We start from the raw sequence: 21,165 nt of genomic DNA on the forward strand, positions 1-21,165 counted from the left end.
CGCCGCTCAGCAGGGCCGTCGCGGCGGCCAGCAAAGTACGACCTCGAGCCGCTCGGGCAGGGCGTCAGCGCCATGCTCCGGCTCACGGTGGCGCCCCAGCCCTGGCCGGCGTCGGCCGCAGTCTCGCCGCACACCCCGAGGTGTACTTCGCGTCCGCGACCACCGGCCAGGCCAACATCGTCGTCTCCGCCCATACGAACCGAAACCGCGACCGGGGGGCGGAGACCCTGAGTCATGGAGCCCGCGGTCGCCGTCAGCTGTCCGCCGAGGCGCGCGTGCGCTCAGGCGGTGGCGGTCCCGAACCACCGCTCCAGGGCCGCCGGCAGGCCCTCCTGGTGCTCACCGACCCACGCCACATGCCCGTCGGGCCGCAGCAGCACGGCGGGGACGTCCAGTTCCGCGGCGGAGTCGACGACGTGGTCGACCCGGTCCGCCCAGCCCGCCGCGGACAGCCGTCCGGTCCGGTCGAGCAGCAGCCCGCGGCCGGCGTGCATCAGCTCGTAGAGGCGCCCCCGCCGCATCCGCACGTCCCGCAGCCGCCTGCCGAGCAGTTCGTGCCCCTCACCGAAGTCGTAGCGGATGCCTGTCGCGATGATCTTCTCGATCAGGAGGCGGTTGACCTCCTCGAAGTCCATCAGTTCCGCCAGCAGCCGCCGCACGGCCCGTGGCCCGGGATCGAGGGACATCAGCTCCATCTGCGCGCGGGCGTTGTCCAGTACGGCGGCCGCCACCGGGCGCCGCTCGGTCTGATAGCTGTCCAGCAGCCCCTCCGGTGCCCACCCGGCCGTCTGCGCGGCCAGCTTCCAGCCGAGGTTGAAGGCGTCCTGGACACCGGCGTTGAGCCCCTGGCCGCCCATCGGCGGGTGGACGTGCGCCGCGTCGCCGGCGAGCAGCACCCGGCCCACGCGGTACCGGTCGGCAAGCCGGGTGCCGTCGCCGAAACGGGAGAGCCAGCGCGGCGAGTGCACGCCGAAGTCGGTTCCGGCGGTCTCCCTCAGCCGGCGCCTGACCTCGTCGAGGGTCGGCGGGACCGAGCGGTCCTCGGCGACCTTCTCCGCGGGTACGACGACCCGGTACACCCCGTCGCCCAGGGGCATGGCGCCGAACATCAGCTGGGTCTCGCGTACGCGCGCGACCACGGCGGCCAGTTCCTCGGGCGGGGTGGTCAGCTCGACCTCGCCCAGCAGCGTGTCCACCCTGCTGGGCTCGCCGGGGAAGCCGACGCCGAGCAGTTTGCGGACCGTGCTGCGGCCGCCGTCGCAGCCCACCAGGTAGCGCGAGCGCAACCGCGTGCCGTCGGCGAGTTCGGCGGTCACCCCGTGCTCGTCCTGGCTCAGCCCGACCAGTTCCCAACCGCGTCGGAGGTCGGCCCCGGCCTCGACGGCGTGCTCGGCGAGCAGACGCTCGGTCACCGTCTGCGGAATGCCGAGAACGTACGGGTGGGTGGTGTCCAGCCGCTCCGGCGACGGTTTGGCGATGCCGGCGAAGAAGCCGCCGAGCGGGTGCGTCCGGCCGAGCGCGAGGAAGCGGTCCGCCAGCCCGCGCTGGTCCATCACCTCGATGCTGCGCGCGTGCAGGCCGAGCGCCCGGACGACCTCGGTCGGCTCCGGTTCCTTCTCCAGCACCACCACGCGCACGCCGTGCAACCGCAGTTCGGCGGCGAGCATCAGCCCCGTCGGTCCGCCGCCGGCAATGACCGCGTCGATCATCACGATCCCCCGTTTCCGCAGGTCCTGGCCTCGGCCGACGATTGTGCGACAGCAGGGGGATCTTGCCGCAAGCCCCCCTGTGCGCTATAGGTTGAAAGTGGCGGGGAGTGGACGACGACGCGTCTCGCTCCGTCGGCGCGCCCGGTGAGCGACCTCACGGCAGCGGGTGTCGGGCACCGCGGCCCGACCGCTCAGTCGTCCTCCCGCACCGCCGCGTCGAGGAGGGGGCCGAGTTCCCGGGTGACGGTCGTCAGGGCCCGGACGTCCCGCTCGGCGCGGGCGATGAGGACGGCCCCCTCCAGGGCGCTGATCATGAGGGTGGCGAGCGCGCCGGCACGTTCCTCGGGGACGCCCATGTCGGCGAGGGCCCGTGCCACGGGCGTGGTCCAGGTGGCGAACGCGGCGGCCGCGGCCTCCCGGGTGGAGGGCACCGACTCCGCGCAGTCCACGGTGGCCGCCGCGACCGGGCAGCCGGCCGCGAAGCCGGCGGACTCGTACTCGTCGGTCCACTGCCGCACCATCTCGGCGAACAGCCCGCTGGGCGTCGGCTCGTCCAGCGCGGCGAGGAAGCGGGCCACGCGCCTGCCCGCGTACCGGCCGGCCCAGCCCACCGCCTCGTTGACCAACTGCTCCTTGCCGCCCGGGAAGTAGTGCTGCAACGACCCGCGCGGTGCCTCGGCGTGGGCGGCCACGTCCCGCATGCCCGTGGCGGCGACCCCGTCCCGCCGGATGAGCTGGGCCGCGCTGAAGACCATCCGCTCCCGCGGGCCCCGTTCGGACATCCCCGGCCTCCTCGTGTCTGCGTCTCGCGCCCATCCTATGACCGCCGTCATACAGCTCCGCTACTATGACAGCGGTCATAGAGCTGTGACCGCTGTCATGGACCCTCGGGTGGTGGTGCGTCGTGTACGTCGGTTTCGTCGGCCTCGGGGTGATGGGACAGCCCATGGCCCTCAACCTCGCCCGCGCCGGGACACCCCTCGTCGTCTGGAACCGCACCCCGGCCAGGTGCGAGCCCCTGCGGGCGGCCGGGGCCGAGGTGGCGGCGGACCTTGCCGAGGTCTTCGAGCGCGCGGGGACGGTGATCCTCATGCTGGCCGACGAGACCGCAGTGGACACCGTCCTGGACCGCGGCGGTCCGGACTTCGCCACGCGCGTCGCCGGGCGCACGGTCGTCCACATGGGCACGACGTCGGCCGAGTACTCCGGCGCTCTGCGCGAGGACGTCCGTGAGGCGGGCGGCCGCTATGTCGAGGCGCCGGTGTCCGGCTCCCGGACTCCCGCCGAACGGGGCGAGCTGGTGGGGATGCTGGCGGGCGACGCCGACGCGGTGGCCGCCGTGAGACCGCTCCTGGCTCCCGTGTGCCGTGAGATCTTCGACTGCGGGAGCGTGCCCGGCGCCCTGCTGATGAAGTTCTCGGTCAACCTGTTCCTGATCACCATGGTCACCGGGCTGACCGAGGCGTTCCACTTCGCCGACCGGCACGGGCTCGACCGGCGGCTGCTCCGGGACGTCCTGGACGCGGGCCCCATGGCCAGCGCGGTCTCCCGGGTGAAGGGGGCCAAGCTGCTGGAACGGGACTTCACCGTCCAGGCCGGCGCCGCGGACGTACTGAAGAACAACCGGTTGATCGCGGAGGCCGCGCGCAAGGCCGGCCTGGCCTCCCCGCTCCTCGACGTCTGCCACGCCCTGTTCGGCGAGACGGTCGAACAGGGCCTCGGCGAGCAGGACATGGTGGCCGTACTGCGCGCGATCGAGAGGCGGAGCATGGCACGGTGAGACGCCGGTCGCTCATGGCTCGGCGAGCGCCATGAGGCCGGTTCAGCCGCCCCCGGCGCCGCGGCGTCCCAGGACGGGCTCGGCCAGCAGTCGCGCCGTCGCGCAGAGGGTCTGGCCGTGCCGGGCGAAGAGCTCGTCGCGGGAGTCGAAGTGGCCCAGGTCGGCCAGGACGTGGCCCGAGAGGTCGCAGCCGGCGCCCGAGGCCGGGCAGAGCGTCGTCCCGTCCCAGTCGATCGCCGTCCCGGACAGCGCGTCGAAGAGCGTCTCCGCGCCGGCGTTGCTGAAGCCGACCTCGCGCCGGATGCTCAACTCGTCCAGACTGCCGAAGAGTTCGGAGGCCGACAGCCAGGGCGTGACGTGCCCCCCGCTCGGGCCCGCCACCCGGAATTCCGGCCAGGCCAGCACGACCTGGTCCGGGACGACGAGGCGCAGCCGCGGAAAGCGCGGATACCAGAACCTGCCGTCCACCAGCAGGCCGCGCACCCGCGTCGGCACCCCGGACGCCCGCGCCACGGCCTCCAGCACGGCCAGCCGCTGACTGCAGGAGCCGCGGCCCCGGCGCAGCACCGCGGACACGGGCAGGTCGTCCCGCACGGAGTACACGGGCCGCACGGTCTCGGCGATGTGCCGGTGGGCCCGGCGCAGGAACGCCGCCCGGTCGTCGGCTCCCCCGGCCTCCGCCTCGATCCGCTGGAGGAGCGCTACGACCCGCGGGTGCCGCCCGTCGAGGATCCGCGTCGGGGCCGTGCTCCCCGTCGCCGCCGCTCCCGCGCCGCTCGCGCGGAGTCGGGCGGGCCTTCGGGGCATGAGAAGTGAACTCGTCATGGCGCCGTCCTCTCGATGCGGCACTCGGAGGGCCGCCGACGGCATCATGACGGAAGAATTGAACATGTTCAACTATGTGGGCCGTGGAAGGAACCATGTCGCCGCCGAAAGGTCTGCCGGCCTGCGGTTGCACCCCATTGGGCCTCGTGACAGAGCCGGTCAGCCCTGGTCGGCCGATCCGCCGACGCGTTGGATGGAAGTGTCTCAGGAGGCTGCCATGAACACTCAGGCCCCGAGCGCCCACACCTTCCTACGCCACCGCGCAGCGGTCACCGCGGTGTTGACGCTCCCTCTGCTCACTGTCACCGCGTGCGGCACGACCACCGGCTCGGGTGCACCGGCCGGGGTCGACCGGACCACGAGCCCCTCGACCGGCACGGCCGGCTCGGGCGGCATCTCCGGCGCGCCCGCGCCCTCCACGCCGTCGACGTCGACCGCCCCGGGAACGACGACCCGCGCGCCCTCGACGAGCGGCGGCACGGGCACCGGGACCGGCACCGCTGCGAAGCAGATCAGTACGGCGGTCTACTTCCTGCACGGCGAGCACGTCTCGCCCGCCCCGCGCACCGTCACCGCCCCGGCCACCGCCACCGGCGCCGTCCGCGCCCTGCTGGCCGGACCCAGCGGCTACGAGAGGTCCCACGGCCGTACGACGGCCATCCCGTCCGGCACCACGCTGCACTCGGTCGTCATCCGCGACCATGTGGCGACCGTGGACCTCTCCGGACGGTACGACGACGGCGGCGGCAGCCTGTCCATGCGGGCCCGGCTGGCCCAGGTCGTGTTCACCGCGACCCGCTTCCCGTCCGTCCACTCCGTTCGCTTCGAGCTCGACGGCAAGCCGGTGAAGTACTTCGGCGGCGAGGGCATCGTCCTCAACGGGCCCGTGGGACGGGCCGACTTCGAGGACGTCACGCCGGCCGTCCTGATGGAGTCCCCGGTGATCGGCAACAGCGTGCACACCCCTCTGCGGGTGTGGGGCAGCGCCAACACCTTCGAGGCCGTGTTCCGCCTGAAGGTCACCGACACCACGGGGCGCACCTGCGCCGACGTACGCGTCCAGGCGACTTCCGGCACCGGCACCCGGGGCACCTTCGACGTCGTCTTCCCCTACAAGGCCGCCCGCACCGGCCCGGGGCTGCTCACCGCCTACTACCTGTCCGCCAAGGACGGCAGGCCCGTCACCGTCGACACGGTTCCGCTGACCGTCAACCGCTGAGGAGGTCCCGCGTACCGCTCCGAGCCCGGCGGCCGGCATCCCGTCCGGGCTCGGAGCACGTTCATGAGAGGGAGGTGACGCGGAAGACCGGGAACCGGTCCGCGATCCGCGCGAACTCCTCCAACGGCGCGTGCCGGTCGACCGGCACGTGGGCCCTGGCGCCCGGCGCCAGCCGCAGGTACGTGCGCAGAACGGGCGCCCGGTCGCCCGGGTCCACCTCCTCCAGACGGACCTCCTCGCGGTGCCCGTGGCGCAGCGCCACCCGCCCGCCGGCGGCGCGGACGTTGCGCACCCAGTTCGCGCGTTCGCCGAGCATCGACACCAGATAGCGCTCGCCCTCGTGCTCCGCCACGACGACCGGGAACCTGATCAGCCGTCCGGTGCGCCGTCCGCGGACCTCCAGCGCCACCCAGTTGCGGGGGCCGAGGCCGGCCGCGTACTGGGCGGCCCCGAGGTGGTTGAGCACCCGGGCCGCACGGTTGGGGCGGCCGCCCCGGTACAGCCACCGGTCCAGCCGGTGCAGTCCTCCCACCGCGGCCATCACGCCACCTCCCTGCGCTCACGTGCCGGCTCCCGGCGTCACGGCTCCCTCCGTCGTGCCAGGGTCCCGCCGCCCCGGCGCCGGTCCCAGGGGTCCTTCGGTCCGGGTTCCGGGACGGTGGTCCCCTCCCGGACGGGGGCCGGTACCGCGACCGTGGAGGAGCGAGTCGACAGCGAAGAGGCGACATGAGCATCCGGCGTCACCACCACCGGCACCAGCGCGGAGAGACGGCCGCCCGCTGCCTCCCCGCCCGCGAGTAGCGGCCCCCGGGCGGCCGGGCCGCCCGTCCGAGCACCGTCACGAAGACAAGGGGAGGCATCTCATGCAGGCCGTACGAGCCGCGCTCGACACCGCCACCGTGGAATCGCTCCTGGCCGCCGCCGTGGCGGCACCCTCGATCCACAACACCCAGCCGTGGCGCTTCCGCGTGGACCCCGACGGCAGGCTGGTCGAGGTGCACGCGGCGCCCGGCCGGTACCTTCCGCTGGCCGATCCGGTGCATCGCGCCCAGTACCTGTCAGTGGGCGCCGCGCTGTTCAACCTCCGTCTCGCCGCGGTTCGTTCGGGGTGGCGGCCGGAGGTGCGGCTGCTGCCGGAGCGGGGCCGGCCGGGGCTGCTGGCCACAGTGCGGCTGACCGGTTCGCTCAGCGCCGACGAGCGGCACTCCGACCCGGGCCTGTACGACGCCATCGCGCGCCGGCACACCAGCCGGCTGCCGTTCACCGGCCGGCCGGTGCCCGATCCCGTCCTGGCGGAGATGGTGACGGCGGCGCAGGCCGCGGGCGCCCGGCTGCACGTGCCGGACATCGCCGGAACCCGCCGTCTGCTGCGTCTGACCGCCATGGCCGAGGCCCGCAACCAGGCCCGGCCGGACCGTGCCGCGGAGACCCGCGCCTGGCTCAACGCCCCGGAGGCGAGGACGCCCTACGGCATCCCCGTCACCGCGCTCGGCCCGTCGGACGCGGCCGGGCGGATGCCGATGCGGGACTTCACGGGCGAGCTGCCGGGCCTGCGGCTGCCGGCCCTGTGGTTCGAACGGCATGTGCAGCTGGCGCTGCTGTGGACGGGCAACGACCGGCGCGACGACTGGCTGCGCGCGGGTCAGGCCCTGCAGTACGTCCTGCTCACGGCGACCGCCCGGGGCCTGCGCACCTCCCTGCTCCACCAGGGCATGGAGTGGCCGGACCTGCGGGCGGCCATGGCCCTGCCCGGCCACAAGCGCTGCCACCCGCACCTGCTGCTGCGATTCGGCTACGGCCCGGACGGCGGCCGTACTCCCCGGGCACCCGGACAGCAGGCCGCCGCTCGTGCGACACCACCCGGCACCGGCGACGCGACGGCCTGACGACCGCCGTGTCGTCGGTGCCGATGCCCGGCGCGGCCGCCGGGACGGGCGTCAGCGCAGGCCGCGCTCCAGGCGTTCGGCGACGAGTTTCACGAAGCGCGCGGGTTCCTTCGGCTGGCCGCCTTCCGCGAGGACGGCCAGGCCGTGCAACAGCTCGGCCGTCTCGACGAGTTCGGCCCGGTCCTCGCGTTCCCGGTAGGCCTGGTTCAGGCCCTGCACGAGCGCGTGTGCGGGGTTGAGTTCGAGGATCCGCTTGGTGGGCGGGATCTCCTGGCCCATGGCGCGGTACATGTTCTCCAGCGCCGGCGTCAGGTCGTGGGCGTCGGAGACCACGCAGGCCGGGGAGACGGTGAGCCGGGTCGACAGGCGGACGTCCTTCACGTCCTCGCCGAGCTGCTCCTTCATCCAGCCGAGCAGACCGGCGTACTCCTCGGCCTGCTTCTCCCGCTCGCCGCCGGCCTGTTCGTCGCCCTGGACGTCCAGATCGATCTCGCCCTTGGCGACGGAGCGCAGCCGCTTGCCGTCGAACTCGCCGACCGCGTCGACCCACACCTCGTCGACGGGGTCGGTGAGCAGCAGGACCTCGACTCCCCGGGCGCGGAAGGCCTCCATGTGCGGGGAGTTCTCGATGGCCTGCCGGGACTCGCCGGTCATGTAGTAGATGTCGTCCTGGCCGTCCTTCATCCGCTCCACGTACTGCTGGAGCGTGGTCGGCTCGTCCTCCGAATGCGTACTGGCGAACGACGCGACGGCGAGGACGGCGTCGCGGTTGTCGGGGTCGCCGAGCAGGCCCTCCTTCACGACGGCTCCGAACTCCCGCCAGAAGGTGGCGTACTTGGCTGGGTCGGCGGCCTTCATCTCCTTGACCGACGCCAGCACCTTCTTGGTCAGCCGGCGCTGGATCATCCGGATGTGCCGGTCCTGCTGGAGGATCTCGCGGGAGACGTTGAGCGAGAGGTCCTGCGCGTCGACGACGCCCTTGACGAAGCGGAGGTACGGCGGCAGCAGCGCCTCGCAGTCGTCCATGATCAGTACGCGCTTGACGTACAGCTGGAGGCCGCGCCGGAAGTCGCGGGTGAACAGGTCGTGCGGGGCGTGTTCCGGGAGGAACAGCAGGGCCTGGTACTCGAAGGTGCCCTCGGCCTGGAGCCGGATCGTCTCCAGGGGGTCGCGCCAGTCGTGGCTGACGTGCTTGTACAGCTCGTGGTACTCGTCGTCGGAGACCTCGTCGCGTGAGCGCGCCCACAGCGCCTTCATCGAGTTGAGCGTCTCGGGCCCGGGCGTGTCCTCGCCCTCGCCCTTCGTGCCGGGCACGAGCCGGATCGGCCAGGTGATGAAGTCGGAGTACCGCTTGACGATCTCCTTGATCGTCCAGGTCGACGTGTAGTCGTGCAGCTGGTTCTCGGGGTCGGCCGGCTTGAGGTGGAGCGTGACGGCGGTGCCCTGCGGCGCGTCGTCGACGGTCTCCAGGGTGTACGTGCCCTCGCCGCGCGACGACCAGCGGGTGCCGCTGCTCTCGCCGGCGCGCCGGGTCACCAGGGTCATCTCGTCGGCCACCATGAAGCCGGAGTAGAAGCCGACGCCGAACTGGCCGATGAGCCCCTCGGCACCCGCCGCGTCCTGGGCCTCCTTGAGCTCCTTGAGGAACTCGGCGGTGCCGGAGTTGGCGATGGTCCCGATGAGCTTGCCGACCTCGTCGTACGACATGCCGATGCCGTTGTCCCGCACGGTGAGCGTACGGGCGTCCGGGTCGGCTTCGATCTCGATGTGCAGGTCGGAGGTGTCGGCGTCGAGGCCGTCGTGCCGCAGCGCGGCCAGACGCAGCTTGTCCAGTGCGTCGGAGGCGTTGGAGACGAGCTCCCGCAGGAAGACGTCCTTGTTCGAGTAGACGGAGTGGATCATCAGCTGGAGCAGCTGACGGGCCTCCACTTGGAACTCAAACGTTTCGGTCGGCATGGTTCGCATGTCCTCGCAGGTCCCGAAGTTGCCAGGTCAGGTGGTAGCCACTGTAGGACACCGAGTCGGTGCGGCCGGCCGAACCCGGTGCGGCCGCGGGAATTCACCCACGACACCTGGCGCGCCCCGCCCCCGCTCCGGTATGTCATGCCTCTGTCAGCATCGGCATTCTCGTGCCGCAGTGAAGGGAAGACCCCGTGCGCCTGCGCCCCTTGCGCCTCTTGTGCTGCTCCGCCGCCCTGGCCCTGTCCGTGCCCGCCCTGCTTCCGGGCGCGGCCTCGGCGGCGGTCCCGGCCTCCCCGGTCTATCTGCAGAACTACGTCACCGGCCGCAACGCGGCCGACAGCGGTGGCACCGTCGCCGCGCACAACCCCAAGGGCAACGAGGACCACCAGCAGTGGACCCCGCTCGCGGTCGACGGCGGCTACCAGCTTCGCAACGCCGACGAGTCCGGAACCTGCCTCGGCCGCAGCGGCACCACCGCCGTCACCTCGGCCTGCGGCGCGGACGGCACGACGTGGACGTTCACCGCCGGAGGCGACGGCACCTACACCGTCTCCGTCCCCGGCACCTCGCAGTACCTCACCGGCTCCTCCTCCGACGCCGGCGCCGTGCAGCTCGGCTCCGCGGGCGACCTGGCCCGCTGGTACCTGACCCCCGTCGCCTACGCCACCACGGCGATGCCCTCCGCCGACACCCGCACGCTGGACCAGGTCACCTTCCTGACCGCCCACAACGCCTTCGCCAACGGCGCCGACGGCAACTTCGCCTCCTGGCCGGTCAGCTGGTTCCCCAACCAGAACTACGGCATCAGCCGACAACTCGCCGACGGAGTACGGGGGTTCATGCTCGACGACTACACCGTCTCCGGGCAGGCGGTGGTGTGCCACAACAGCTGCGACGGCGTCAGCGGTCCCGTGCCGCTCGCAACCGACCTGCAGCGCGTCGTCGACTTCCTCAAGGCGCATCCGGGTCAGTTCGCCACCGTGTTCCTGGAGGACTACGCCTCCTCCGACGTGCTGAAGTCCTCCCTCGCGTCCGTCAACGGCCTCTACGACGTGCTCTACCGGCCGGACCAGGAGGGCGCGGCCACCAAGGGCTGGCCCACGATGGCCGACCTCGCCGCGCGCGGAAAGCAGCTGCTGATCTTCAGCGACCGCACCCGGGCGAGCGACACCGCCAGCGGCTGGAGCACCCGGGACACCTTCGGGGTGATGTACCAGCGCGAGTGGACCGTGGAGAACTACTGGTCCATGGGCGGCGGCCTCGCCGGCTCGGACTGGTCCTGCTACAGCCGCTGGGACACCAGGCCGCTGACCGCCGACTCCTCCGCGTTCCACCCGCTGTTCGTCATGAACCACTTCCGTGACTACCCCGTCGCCGGTACCGCCTCGACCGACAACGGCAAGATCCTCAACCGCGCGCAGAACTTCTGCACACCGGCCGCCCGCAAGAAGCCCAACTACGTCGCCGTGGACCGCTACGACCTCGGCTCTCCCAGCCCGCTGTCCACCGTGGAGACGCTCAACACTTACATCCTGGCGCCGGGACAGTGACCACGGGCCGGTGCGGGCCCCGCCTTCCGGCCGGGGCCCGCACCGCGCTCAGTTCTTGCCCGTGAGCCGCCAGATCTGGTTCTTCTTGGTGCTCAGGGCGCTCGCCGGGTCGCAGGTCCACTGGTGGATCTGGGCACCGGCCGTGGTGGAGACGTTGCTGACGTCGACGCACTTGCCGCTGTGGACGGCGACCAGCTGGTAGTCCTTGGCGTTGCCGAGCGCGGTGACGGGTTTGAGGGTGAACTGCTGGTTGGTGCCGCCGTTGCAGGTGTACTGGATGACGGCGGCGCCGTCGGCGGTGGAGGCCTGGGACACGTCGAGGCACTTGCCGCTGAGCTCGTCGACCACGGTGTAGGTGTCGGCCCTGCCGCCGACCGGCTTCAGGTCGAGCATCTGCTGGTAGCCGCCTTCGCAGTACCACTGCTGGTACTGGGTGCCGTTGGCGGTGCTCAGGCCGGTGTCGTCCAGGCACTGCCCGCTGTTCTCGCTGACCGCGACGGTGGAGACGGTCGGGTCGGACGGCGGGAGCAGGGTGATGGTGTAACCGTCCTTGGCGTTGCTCCAGGGGATGCTCACCGAGGCCGCGTTGCCGCTGACGCTCAGTGTGGTGTCGGAGATCGTCTCCGGTCCGGTCACCGCGGCGCCGCTGTTGTACGGGACCCGCTGGACGACCGCTCGGACCTGCCCGCCCTCCACCACCGAAGTGGTGTTGAGGCCGGTGAGGTTGACGGTGACGTTGCCGGTGTTGCCGTTGCTGCCGAGCAGGAGCTTGGTGTTCTTGGCCGTGTTGTCCTTGGTGGCCAGTCCGTCGATGCCGGAGCCGGGGGTGAGTTTGACGATGTTGCCGCTCTGGGAGCCGTAGTAGCGGTACATGAACCACTCGCCCAGCGGCAGGTACTGGCCGGCGCCGTTCTTGGTGAGCAGGTTGGCCTCGTTGTCGTGCAGGCCGGTGCCGGAGGCCCAGTTGCCGCGCAGCCCGTCGGCGCCGGCGCGCTCCAGGCGGCCGATGAACCAGGCGCCGCCGCCCGGGGACTGCATGGAGAGGGTGGCGTACTCGTTGATCTGGTAGGGGCGGGTGTTGGTCAACCCGGCGGCGGAGAGGGTGGAGTTGGCGTTGCCGACGCCACTGACGGGGTCGCCGGGCTCGTCGTGCCAGCTGTAGATGTCCGGCGCGACGTTGTTGGCCTTGACGTAGTTCAGGTAGGTGGTCCACCAGGTGTTGGACGACGTGGGCTGCCCTGCGATGCTGGGACCGACGATCAGCTGGCCCGGGAAGGCCGCCCGGACGCGGGCGTGGAAGCGGGACCACATCTGCAGGTACTGCGCCTGTGACGGCTTCCAGAAGCCGCTGCCGTCCGGTTCGTTCCACAGGTCCCACTGGACCGTCATGTTGTTGGCCCTGACGTCACCGATGAGCTGGTCGAGGAAGGCGTCGAACTGCGTCCAGTCGCCGTTGTCGCCGGGGAAGGCCTGGCTGGTGGTGCCGTCCGCGCCCCACAGGTCGTGCGGCAGCAGGACGAAGGTGCCGCCGAGGGCGACGGTGCGCCGGTACTGCGCGAGCGTGGAGTTCCAGCGGGTCTGATAGTCGGCGAGGCTGGTCGCGTAGCCGCCGCTGTTGAGCTGTGCGCCGCCGGCCCGCATGAAGTGCCACTTGATGTCCTTGAAGAAGTGGTCCTGCGGGAGCGAGCCGTTCGGCGTCATCCCGTAGATCATTCCGGAGCCGTGGTACGTGGGTGCGCCGCCGGCGGTGGCGAAGTCGACGGTGACGCCGGTGTCGGCGGCGTGGGAGGGGGCTGCGGGCACCAGGGTGGAGGCGAGAGCGGCGAGGAGGACGGCGACGGAGGCGACCGCCCGGCGTCTGACGCGGGTCGTGGTCGCGGCGGGTACGGCGGGTGAGTTCATGGTGCGGCTCCTGAGTCAGTGACGGTGTGCGTGTGCTTCGGCCAGCAGGAGGTAGCTGCCGGCGGTCCAGGTGTAGGCGCGGTCGCGCAGGCCCGTTCCGGTGAGGGCGTCGAAGTTCTCGGCGAATCCGTGGGTCTCGCACAGGGCGCGGAAGCGGTCGCTGATGTCGTCGGCCAGCCGGTGGTGGCCGGCGCGGCGCAGGCCGTCCTCGACGAGGACGGTGGCGGGCGCCCAGATGGGGCCGCGCCAGTAGCCGTCGGCGCGGTAGTGCGGTGACGTGGTCAGCTCGGTGGCCAGGCCGTACGGCGTGAGGTGGGCCTTGATGCGGTCGGCCAGGGCGCCGGCGACCTCGGCGGGCAGGTGTTCGCCGAGTACGACGGGCATGAGGTCGAGGAGACTGGCGCTGCTCCAGGTGTCGCCGGTGGCGGCACCGCGGGCGAGGAACCTGTCGCCGGTCCACAGCTGGTCGAGGAGCTCCGACTGCATCTCCGCGGCGGCGGCGGTCCACCGGGCCGCCTGCTCAGGACGGTCCAACTCGTCGGCCAGGTCGGAGAGTTCGCGCATCTGGAGGACTAGGAAGGCGGCCAGGTCGGCGGTGACCACCACCCGTTCGGGGTCGAAGGTGGTGGCGTTGTCCCAGCCGCTGTCGTTGCCGTGCTCGTAGTGGGCCAGCCCGGCCGCGGGGGCCCGACGTGCCGTGAGCCAGAAGTCGGTCCAGCGCTCCAACCGGTCGTAGAGCTCGGCCAGTTCGGCGCGGCCGGGCGGGGTCGGCAGACGGCGGCGCAGGTGGCCGAGGGCCCAGCCGTGGATGGGCGGCTTGACGAAGTTGTACAGCACCTCGGAGTGGGTGACCGAGTCGGGCAGGGCGCCACCGGCGTCCTGGTGGTCGAAGGGCAGGTGGTACTGGTCCAGCGCCAGTCCGGGGCAACCGCGGGCCAGCGCAAGGGCGTTGAAGCAGTGGTCCCAGCTCCAGACCTTGTCCATCCAGTGCTTCGACATCAGCACGGCGGGCCGGGTGACCAGGCCGGTCGGCCGTACCGTCGCCGACCACAGGACGTATGCGGCGAGTTCGGCCGCTGGGGTGGCGGCGGTGCGCCAGGGGGCCACCGCGTCGACGAAGCCGGTGAACGCGCTCAGCGCGGCGTCCACGACGTCGTCGAAGGCCTCCGAGGGCAGGTACGGGGGGCGTGCGGTGTCGAACTCCTCGATCGCGATCTCCCAGGTGCCGTCGGCCTCCCCGGTCACGGCGAGACCGCGCTCGGCACCGCCCAGGGCCTGGTCTCCGGCCGTGCGGGCGGTGGTGCCTCGCAGCACGGTGACGCGGTAGCGGCGTCCCGTCTCGTACGACGTGAACACATGGGCGTCGGCCACGGGGTCGTGGAAGAAGTACGTGCCGCTGAACGGGGTGAGGGCGGCCGCGGCGGCGAGGATGCCGACGCCGAGTCCGCTGCCGCGCAGACGTACGGTGTCCGGCGACTCGTAGGCGAGATCGATGCACCCGCCGGGGCCGCTCCAGCGGAGCAGGGCCGGTGTGGCCTCGACGCGGGTCTCGACGCGGTCGCCCGTGCCGGGGTCCAGGGGCACCAGGCGCAGTACGGCGTGCATGCCGTTCTGGTGCGAGACGAGGTGGAGGTCCTCGGCGTACGTCTTCTCTGCGACGACGGGCGAGACGTCGAACCAGGAGCCGTGCGTGCTGAACGGGATGTCGTGGACGGAGAAGGCCGGGCCGGGCGGTGCGGCGGTCATGTGGCGTGACTCGTTTCTGAGGCAGGGGGCTGCGGCCGGCCGACAACTGAGCGGCGACCGGGGCGGGTTGGTCGGTTTCAGTCCTTGACGGCACCGGCGGTCACGCCGGCGGCGACATAGCGCTGCGCGAGGACGAGGACGGCCGCGGCCGGCAGGGAGGCGACGACGGCGGTGGCCATGATGGCGTTCCACTGCTGGTTGTTGTTGCCGATGTAGTGGTAGATGCCGAGGGTGATGGGCTCGTGCGGGCCCCCGTTGACCAGGGTTCCGGCGAAGACGAAGTCGGACCAGGACCACAGGAACGCGAACAGGGACACGGTGACGACGGCGTTGCGGCTGATCGGCAGGACGATGGACCAGAAGGTGCGCAGTGGTCCGGCCCCGTCGGTCGTCGCGGCCTGGAGCAGTTCGCCGGGGATACCGGACATGAACGCGGTGAAGATGAGGACGCCGAAGGGGACGGCGAGGGTGGAGTCGGCGACGATGAGGCCGGGGACGGACTGCAGCAGGCCGAGTTGGAGGTAGATGGCGTAGAAGCCCATCGCCATGATGATGCCGGGGATCATCTGGGCCGCCAGCAGGACGAAGTTGAGGATGCCGGCGCCGCGCGGGCGCAGTTTCGCCAGGGCGTAGCCGGCCGGTGCGGACAGGGCGACGGTCAGGGCGACGGTGCCCAGTCCGATGACGAAGCTGGTGCCGAGGTAGGGCAGTTGCTCGTCGAGGACGGCGCGGTAGCCGCTCAGGGTGCCGTGCAGGGGCAGCAGGTCCGGCGGGGCCTTGCGCATGTCCTGGTCGCGGGTGAGGGAGACGTTGACCATCCAGTAGACCGGGAAGAGCATGATCGCGGTCAGCAGGACGCCGATGGCGGTCTTCACCCGCGTACGCCTGCGGTTTCGGCTCATGACAGGGCCTGCTTCCGCTGCGCCCGGACGTAGACGAGGCCGAAGAGCAGCGCGGCGACCACGAGCAGGTTGCCGACGGCGGCGCCGGGGCCGAAAGCCGGCAGGAGGTTGCCGAAGCCGAGCCGGTAGGACCAGGTGGCGAAGGTGGTGGACGAGTCCGCCGGGCCGCCCTTGGTCATGATCCAGATGATGTCGAAGACCTTGAGGGTGTAGATCAGCCCCAGCAGCAGGGTGATCGCCGACACCGGGCGCAGCAGCGGGAAGGTCACGCGCCAGAAGCGCTGCCAGGCGTTGGCGCCGTCGATGGCGGCGGCCTCGTACAGGCTCGCGGGGATGGACTGCAGGCCGCTGTGGAGCACGACCAGGTTGAAGGGGACGCCGATCCAGATGTTCGCGATGATCACCGAGGTCAGCGACCAGGACGGCGAGGTCAGCCAGTCGACCTGCCCGATGCCGAGGGCGTGCAGGGCGGCGTTCACGACGCCCGACTCGCTGTTGAGCATCCACGACCAGGTGGAGGCGGACACGATCAGGGGGAGCAGCCACGGTACGAGGAACAGGGCGCGCAGGGTCGCGGAGAGCCGGAAGTTCCGGTTGAAGAAGACCGCGAGGGCCAGTCCGATGGCGTACTGGAAGACCAGGCACACGGTGGTGAAGACGGCGGTGTGGAGCAGGGCCGGGGCGAAGACCGGGTCGGCGAGGACCTTGCGGTAGTTGGCCAGGCCCGTGAAGGGTGCGTCGCCCTGGACGAAGGAGCGGACGGTGTAGTCGCGCAGGCTCAGGTCGAGGTTGCGGTAGAGCGGATAGGCGTAGAAGAGGGCGAGGTAGACGGTCACCGGGGCGAGGAACGCCCAGGCGGCCCGCTGTTTCATCGGGCTCATGTCACTCGGCCGCGGCCTGCGCCGAAGTGAGCGCGTCCTTGGGGGACTTGGCACCGCTGAGGGCGGACTGGACGGCCTTCCACAACTGCTCTGAGATCTTGGGGTACTTGGTGCCGAGGTCGTCGCTGGTGCGCCCCTTGGCCGCCTTGACGGCCGCCACCCACGGCTTCAACTCGGGTTTCGCGGCCACCTGCTTGTCCTGGACCTCGCCGGTGGGGGCCACGTAGGACAGGGTGGTGTCGGTGTCGTACAGGTTGGCTGTGCTGGTCAGGCAGGTCGTCAGGTTCCGTGAGGTGGTGTAGCGGGCGGTGTCCTTCTGGACCGGGACGGTGACGAACTCGCCGCCGGTCGGGGCTGCCGCGCTGCCGCCGTCGGTGCCGGGTATGGGCAGGACTCCGTAGTCGAAGCCGGCCTTCGCGGCGTTGGCGAGCTGCCAGGTGCCGTTCTCGGCGAAGGCGTAGGTGCCGCTCGCGAACTCCTGCCAGCTGGTGGTCTGGGTGTTGTTGAGCACCGAGTCGGGGGCGTAGCCGTTCCTCAGCCAGTCCTTCCACAGGGAGAGGGCGGACACGGCCTGGCCGGAGTCGAGTTCGGTGAGTTCGGCGCCCGCGCCCCAGAACCAGGGCAGGAACTGGAAGCTGCCCTCCTCGGTGCCGATCGCGGAGAACGTGATGCCCTTCTTGCCGGCCTTCTTCGCCTTCCGCAGGGCCGCCGTGAGCGACTTCCAGTCCTTGACGGAGGCGATGTCGATCCCGGCCTGCTTCAGCACCTTCTTGTTGTAGTAGAGGGCGAGGGTGTTGGCGCCGATGGGGGTGCCGTAGGTCTTGCCGCCCGACTGCCCGGCCGCGAGGAGGTTGGGGTCGACCTTGGAGGTGTCGAGCTTGTTGTCGTCGGTGCTGGTGAGCACGCCCGCCTCGGCGAGGGTGGAGACCACCGGGTTGTCGACGACGAGGACGTCCGGCGAGTTGCCCTGCTGGGCCGCCAGCAGCGTCTTGTTGCCCAGGTCGCTGGTGTCGAAGGCGGTCCGCCTGACCTTCACGCCCGCCTTGGTGCCGCACTGGTCCAGCAGCTTCGCCCAGGCGGAGGTCTTGTCGAACTGGGGGTAGGGGTCCCAGACGGTGTACGTGCCGCCGCCGGCGCCCTTGGTGTCGCTGCCGCCGGAGCCGGAGGAGCAGGCGGTGGCGGTGACGGTCATGGCCAGGGCGGTCAGGGTGGCGGCGGTCAGCCGGCGCTGTCTTGCGGAGCTGTTCATCGAGGGTTCCTCTGTTCTGGGCATGCGGGTGCCGAGGCACGGGGTGATGAGGGTGAGAGGGCACGCCGAAGGCACCGAGGAGCGATCGGCGGGTGAGAAAGGGGCGCCGCGGGGGCCCGCGGGGCTGGGTCAGTTCGTCGGAGTACCGGGCCCGGTGCTGGCCCGCAGGGAGATCGGCGGGGTCAGGAGGTGATGGCGGGGCGGCGCGGCGGGGTGGTCGAGCCGTTCCACCAGCAGGTCGACTGCGCGCCGGCCCATCTCCTCCGCCGGCACGTCGGCCGCGGTGAGCCGCGGGGTCACCGTCTCCGCCCAGCGGCCGGCGACGACCCCGGTGACGGAGAAGTCGCGCGGCACATGCCGGCCGGCCTGGGCGAGCCCCCGGTACAGGCCGCCGAGGGCGGCCTCGTTCAGGGTGACCAGGGCGGTGGTGGCCGGGTCGTCGTGCAGGATCTGTTCCACGCAGGCCTGGCCGGAGGCGGCGTCGTCCCCGCAGCAGTACGTCCGTACCGTCAGCCCGCGCTCGGCCGCGGCCTTGGTGAAGCCGTCGAGGCCCCGCTGCGCGGACTCGTATCCGCACCGCAGCAGTTGCTCGGGCCGGTTGACGAAGGCGACCCGGCGGTGGCCGAGGTCCGCCAGGTGGTGGACGCACGCCGCCGCCAGCGCGGTGTGGTCCAGGCCCACCCACCAGGTCCCTTCGGGGCGTGCGGTGCGGCCGATGGCGACGAAGGGGAAGTCCAGCGCGGCCAGGTGATCGACCCGGTCGTCCTGGAGCCTGATCTCCATCAGGATCGCGCCGTCGACGCGCCGCTCCCCCAGCAGCCGCTGGAACGAGCGGTCGCTGTCGACGCCGCTCGGCGACAGCAGGACGTCGTAGTCGTGGGCCGCGGCCGCCTCGACCACGCTGCCGATGAAGTCCAGCTGCATGCCGGTGTAGTGGTTGCCGGCCGGTGGGAAGACCAGGCCGATCGTGCTGGTGCGGCCGTTGGCCAGGGCGCGGGCGCTGGCGTTCGGGCGATAGCCCAGTTCGTCGATGACCTGCTGGATCTTCCGGCGGGTGTCGTCCGAGACCGGGCGCTTGCCGCTCAGCGCGTAGGACACGGTGCTCCGCGAGACACCGGCTCGCCGGGCGATCTCACCGATGTTCACGAGGGACTCCTTGCTCGAACCGGTTCGGCACCTCACAGGAGGGTACGCCCGCCGGTCGCGAGGATGTGAGAGGGAGGGGCATTGCGACCCGATCATTCGTCGAACCGGTTCGCGTGAAGTGAAGGTAGGAACTGCCGGCACGGCTGTCAACACCCTAGGCGCGGCTTTTCACGGCGATATCGCTGCGAAAAATGCGAGGCGGCGCCTGTGCGGGAGGGATTGCCGGTGAGAACGCCCGGTGCTAGCTTCTCGAACCGGTTCGATGACGCGTCGGCGAGGGAGGAGGGCCGCCCAGCCCCTCGGAAGCGAGTGGATCGGTACCGGTCAGGACGTCGGTGCGGCCGGCTTCAGTGCCGGACGCCGCCCATCTCCGCGGCGAACAGCACGGGGTCGCTGTCGAAACCCCTGACCATCTCGTGCATCTCCCACCGGCCGGAGGCGTCGCGGGTGAACTCCGCGATCGTCGCGGCGGTGGCGTCGGCGACCTGGGTGAGGTCGTCCACGAGCAGGTTCCGGTATCCCTCGACCACGAGCACCCCGGCGTTGGTGAGGTCGCCGAACGTGCGGGGGCCGCCGTCCTGGTGGATGGCCACACCCACCACGACCCGCCGGTAGACGGGCGAGAGCCGGTCGAACTCCAGCACCATGACCTCGACGTACCCGAATCCCATGCCGGTCTCGCTGTGCCGGGTCATGTTGATGGTGCCGTCGGGCGAGCGGCTCTCGTAGTGCACGACGTAGGCGGGCCGTCCATGGGGATCGTCCGCCGAGTAGGTCGCCCCGATGATGTCGAGGTGGCGGGCCGGCTCACCGAAGGGGCTCGGGTCCCACTTGAGTCTGACCTCGACCTTGCCGAGACCTTCGCCGCCACCGCTCATTTCCGCCACTCCCCGTCAGACCGGCGCGGGACTCTCCCCGCATCCTCAAGTATGTGCCGTGACCAGCCGTTTGATGCCTCCTTGACGGCACAGGACGGGCATCGGACGACGGCGAACCGCGCCCACGGCCGGGCTCAGGGCCGGTACGCACCAGGCGCGGGGCCGCTCCGCCATGCCTGAAGCCTGACAGCTGCCACTGACAACGCCCCTGGCTCGGCGGGCGGTTGACCCGGTGAACGGACCAGCGGGCGACCGTCGGGGCGCGGATCCGGGTCCGGTGGGCGGCGGGCATCGCGTCTGCCGCGCGGCACGCGTTGCGGCCACCACAGGACGTAGGCGGCCGAACCGAACGCGAAGGCGAGGCGGATGAGGCCGCGGGCGCTGTCGGACGGGATCAGCAGGGCGCTGCCGTAGAGGGACAGCAGCGCGATCCAGCTGACCCACGGAACCAGGCGCCGCTGGCCGATCGAGTCCCAGATCAGGGTGCCGAGGAGGACGGAGGCGTTGTAGTACGTGTACACGCTGGGGTCCAGGGCGATGCGGGCGTCGGCGGCGAGCAGGACGACGGCCGGCCAGCGCTGCCGGCGGACCGCCAGGACGCCCAGGGCGACACCGAGGCTCATCTGGGCGGGCCGGTCCCACCAGGGGGTGACGGGATCGTGCACGCCGAACCAGCGCAGGGACGACGCCGCTTGGTTGGGAATGGTGAAGCGGGCGGCGGCGAAGGTCTGCGTGTGGGTGAGGTAGAACGGCAGCCAGGCAGCGGCCACCAGGGCGAACAGCCAGGCCGCGGCGCGCGCCCGGCCGCCGCGCGGAAGTGCCAGGAAGAGGGGTGTGAAGCCGACCGCCCAGGGTTTGCAGCCGACGGCCAGGGCCAGGCAGACGCCGACGGCGGTCGCCCGGCCGCGGACCAGGGCGCGCACGGCCAGCGTGGTGAAGAACAGGGCCAGGACGTCGTCGAGATGCGCGAACCGCACAGCGACCTCCACCCACATGGGGATGAAGGCCGCCCCGGCGATCAGAACCCGCTGCTGCAGGCGCCTGTGGTTGACGCCGGTGCCCCGGTAGTGGTCCGCGGCCGCCCGGCCGACCAGGACGAGCATGTACAGGCCCAGCACCGACATGAACAGGTCCGCGAGCTTCTCCCCCGTCTCGGGCGGAAACGGCGCGAAGAGTCCGGCGACGAGGAAGCTGACGGGGCCGATCTGCAGTTCGGGGTGGTTGGCGTAGAGGGCGAGGCCTCCCCCGGGGATCTGGTTGAACAGCAGTTGCTGGCCGGTCCTCAAGTAGTGCCAGGAGACGGCCTCGTGACGTTCGGCCACGACGAACCATCCGGCCGTCCACAGGGCCAGCAGCATGGTGTGCCGACGGACCGGCAACCACTTCGGCCGGCCGAACCGCTCCCCGTCCCCGGGCGCGGGACTCGCCGTTCGCCGGTTCGGCACACCCCGTCCTTCCGCTCCACGCTGCGTCGGCGCCGGGGCGGCCGGGGACACGGCCCCGCCCGGCTCACCTCAGTAGAGGGACTGG

General features: G+C 71.5%; 17 protein-coding genes. 4 read left to right on the forward strand and 13 right to left on the reverse strand.

Annotated elements, in window-relative coordinates:
• Positions 1-281: 281 nt before the first annotated feature.
• Together rox and ACQF4J_RS07835 are read right to left on the reverse strand one after the other, a co-directional pair.
• On the reverse strand, positions 282-1,709 hold the full coding sequence (gene rox, locus ACQF4J_RS07830; protein ID WP_427165307.1) for a rifampin monooxygenase: 1,428 nt from the start codon (positions 1,707-1,709) through the stop codon (positions 282-284).
• Between the two features lie 191 nt (positions 1,710-1,900).
• Positions 1,901-2,491 (reverse strand): TetR/AcrR family transcriptional regulator, encoded by a 591-nt coding sequence (locus ACQF4J_RS07835; RefSeq protein ID WP_427165309.1) that lies wholly within the window; start codon positions 2,489-2,491, stop codon positions 1,901-1,903.
• Positions 2,492-2,613: 122 nt separating this feature from the next.
• Between ACQF4J_RS07835 and ACQF4J_RS07840 the strand changes: the two genes are divergently transcribed.
• Complete coding sequence (locus tag ACQF4J_RS07840; RefSeq protein ID WP_351583496.1) at positions 2,614-3,489, forward strand: NAD(P)-dependent oxidoreductase; 876 nt, start codon at positions 2,614-2,616, stop codon at positions 3,487-3,489.
• A gap of 42 nt (positions 3,490-3,531) precedes the next feature.
• Here the strand turns inward: ACQF4J_RS07840 and ACQF4J_RS07845 are convergent, their stop codons facing one another.
• Positions 3,532-4,314, reverse strand: a complete 783-nt coding sequence (locus ACQF4J_RS07845; protein WP_351583499.1) for a transglutaminase domain-containing protein — start codon at positions 4,312-4,314, stop codon at positions 3,532-3,534.
• 217 nt (positions 4,315-4,531) lie between these two features.
• On the opposite strand from ACQF4J_RS07845, the gene ACQF4J_RS07850 reads away from it, so the two are divergent.
• Positions 4,532-5,533 carry a GerMN domain-containing protein gene (locus ACQF4J_RS07850; RefSeq protein ID WP_427165312.1) on the forward strand — a complete coding sequence of 334 codons (1,002 nt, stop codon included), beginning with the start codon at positions 4,532-4,534 and terminating at the stop codon, positions 5,531-5,533.
• A 61-nt stretch (positions 5,534-5,594) separates the two neighbouring features.
• Here the strand turns inward: ACQF4J_RS07850 and ACQF4J_RS07855 are convergent, their stop codons facing one another.
• The gene (locus tag ACQF4J_RS07855) at positions 5,595-6,074 is read right to left on the reverse strand and encodes a nitroreductase/quinone reductase family protein (protein ID WP_351802043.1); all 480 of its coding nucleotides are present in this window, start codon (positions 6,072-6,074) and stop codon (positions 5,595-5,597) included.
• A gap of 322 nt (positions 6,075-6,396) precedes the next feature.
• Here ACQF4J_RS07855 and ACQF4J_RS07860 point away from each other — a divergent pair, with 322 nt between their 5' ends.
• Complete coding sequence (locus ACQF4J_RS07860; RefSeq protein WP_351585026.1) at positions 6,397-7,419, forward strand: Acg family FMN-binding oxidoreductase; 1,023 nt, start codon at positions 6,397-6,399, stop codon at positions 7,417-7,419.
• A 51-nt stretch (positions 7,420-7,470) separates the two neighbouring features.
• Here ACQF4J_RS07860 and htpG read toward each other — a convergent pair whose 3' ends face one another.
• Positions 7,471-9,375, reverse strand: a complete 1,905-nt coding sequence (htpG, locus tag ACQF4J_RS07865) for a molecular chaperone HtpG (protein ID WP_351802041.1) — start codon at positions 9,373-9,375, stop codon at positions 7,471-7,473.
• A 197-nt stretch (positions 9,376-9,572) separates the two neighbouring features.
• On the opposite strand from htpG, the gene ACQF4J_RS07870 reads away from it, so the two are divergent.
• Complete coding sequence (locus tag ACQF4J_RS07870) at positions 9,573-10,931, forward strand: RICIN domain-containing protein (protein WP_427165315.1); 1,359 nt, start codon at positions 9,573-9,575, stop codon at positions 10,929-10,931.
• Positions 10,932-10,979: 48 nt separating this feature from the next.
• Here ACQF4J_RS07870 and ACQF4J_RS07875 read toward each other — a convergent pair whose 3' ends face one another.
• The 8 genes from ACQF4J_RS07875 to ACQF4J_RS07910 all read right to left on the reverse strand — a co-directional run bounded on the left by ACQF4J_RS07875 (position 10,980) and on the right by ACQF4J_RS07910 (position 21,080).
• Positions 10,980-12,833, reverse strand: coding sequence for an RICIN domain-containing protein (locus ACQF4J_RS07875; protein ID WP_427165317.1), 1,854 nt, complete (start codon positions 12,831-12,833; stop codon positions 10,980-10,982).
• A 15-nt stretch (positions 12,834-12,848) separates the two neighbouring features.
• Positions 12,849-14,579, reverse strand: a complete 1,731-nt coding sequence (locus ACQF4J_RS07880) for an amylo-alpha-1,6-glucosidase (protein ID WP_427165319.1) — start codon at positions 14,577-14,579, stop codon at positions 12,849-12,851.
• Between the two features lie 77 nt (positions 14,580-14,656).
• Positions 14,657-15,481, reverse strand: a complete 825-nt coding sequence (locus tag ACQF4J_RS07885; protein ID WP_351572655.1) for a carbohydrate ABC transporter permease — start codon at positions 15,479-15,481, stop codon at positions 14,657-14,659.
• Positions 15,478-16,362 carry a carbohydrate ABC transporter permease gene (locus tag ACQF4J_RS07890; RefSeq protein WP_351802035.1) on the reverse strand — a complete coding sequence of 295 codons (885 nt, stop codon included), beginning with the start codon at positions 16,360-16,362 and terminating at the stop codon, positions 15,478-15,480. The genes ACQF4J_RS07885 and ACQF4J_RS07890 overlap by 4 nt, the downstream gene beginning before the upstream one ends.
• A 1-nt stretch (position 16,363) precedes the next feature.
• Positions 16,364-17,611: a sugar ABC transporter substrate-binding protein gene (locus ACQF4J_RS07895; protein WP_427165322.1), complete on the reverse strand. Its 1,248-nt coding sequence runs from the start codon at positions 17,609-17,611 to the stop codon at positions 16,364-16,366.
• Between the two features lie 129 nt (positions 17,612-17,740).
• Positions 17,741-18,757 (reverse strand): LacI family DNA-binding transcriptional regulator, encoded by a 1,017-nt coding sequence (locus ACQF4J_RS07900; RefSeq protein ID WP_351572664.1) that lies wholly within the window; start codon positions 18,755-18,757, stop codon positions 17,741-17,743.
• Positions 18,758-19,104: 347 nt separating this feature from the next.
• Positions 19,105-19,635: a TerD family protein gene (locus tag ACQF4J_RS07905; RefSeq protein ID WP_351572667.1), complete on the reverse strand. Its 531-nt coding sequence runs from the start codon at positions 19,633-19,635 to the stop codon at positions 19,105-19,107.
• Positions 19,636-19,769: 134 nt separating this feature from the next.
• Entirely contained in the window at positions 19,770-21,080 is a 1,311-nt protein-coding gene (locus ACQF4J_RS07910) for a hypothetical protein (protein ID WP_427165325.1), read from the reverse strand.
• Positions 21,081-21,165: the final 85 nt, after the last annotated feature.

It is taken from the genome of Streptomyces sp. C1-1 (assembly GCF_050214755.1).
Taxonomy (GTDB): Bacteria; Actinomycetota; Actinomycetes; order Streptomycetales; family Streptomycetaceae; genus Streptomyces.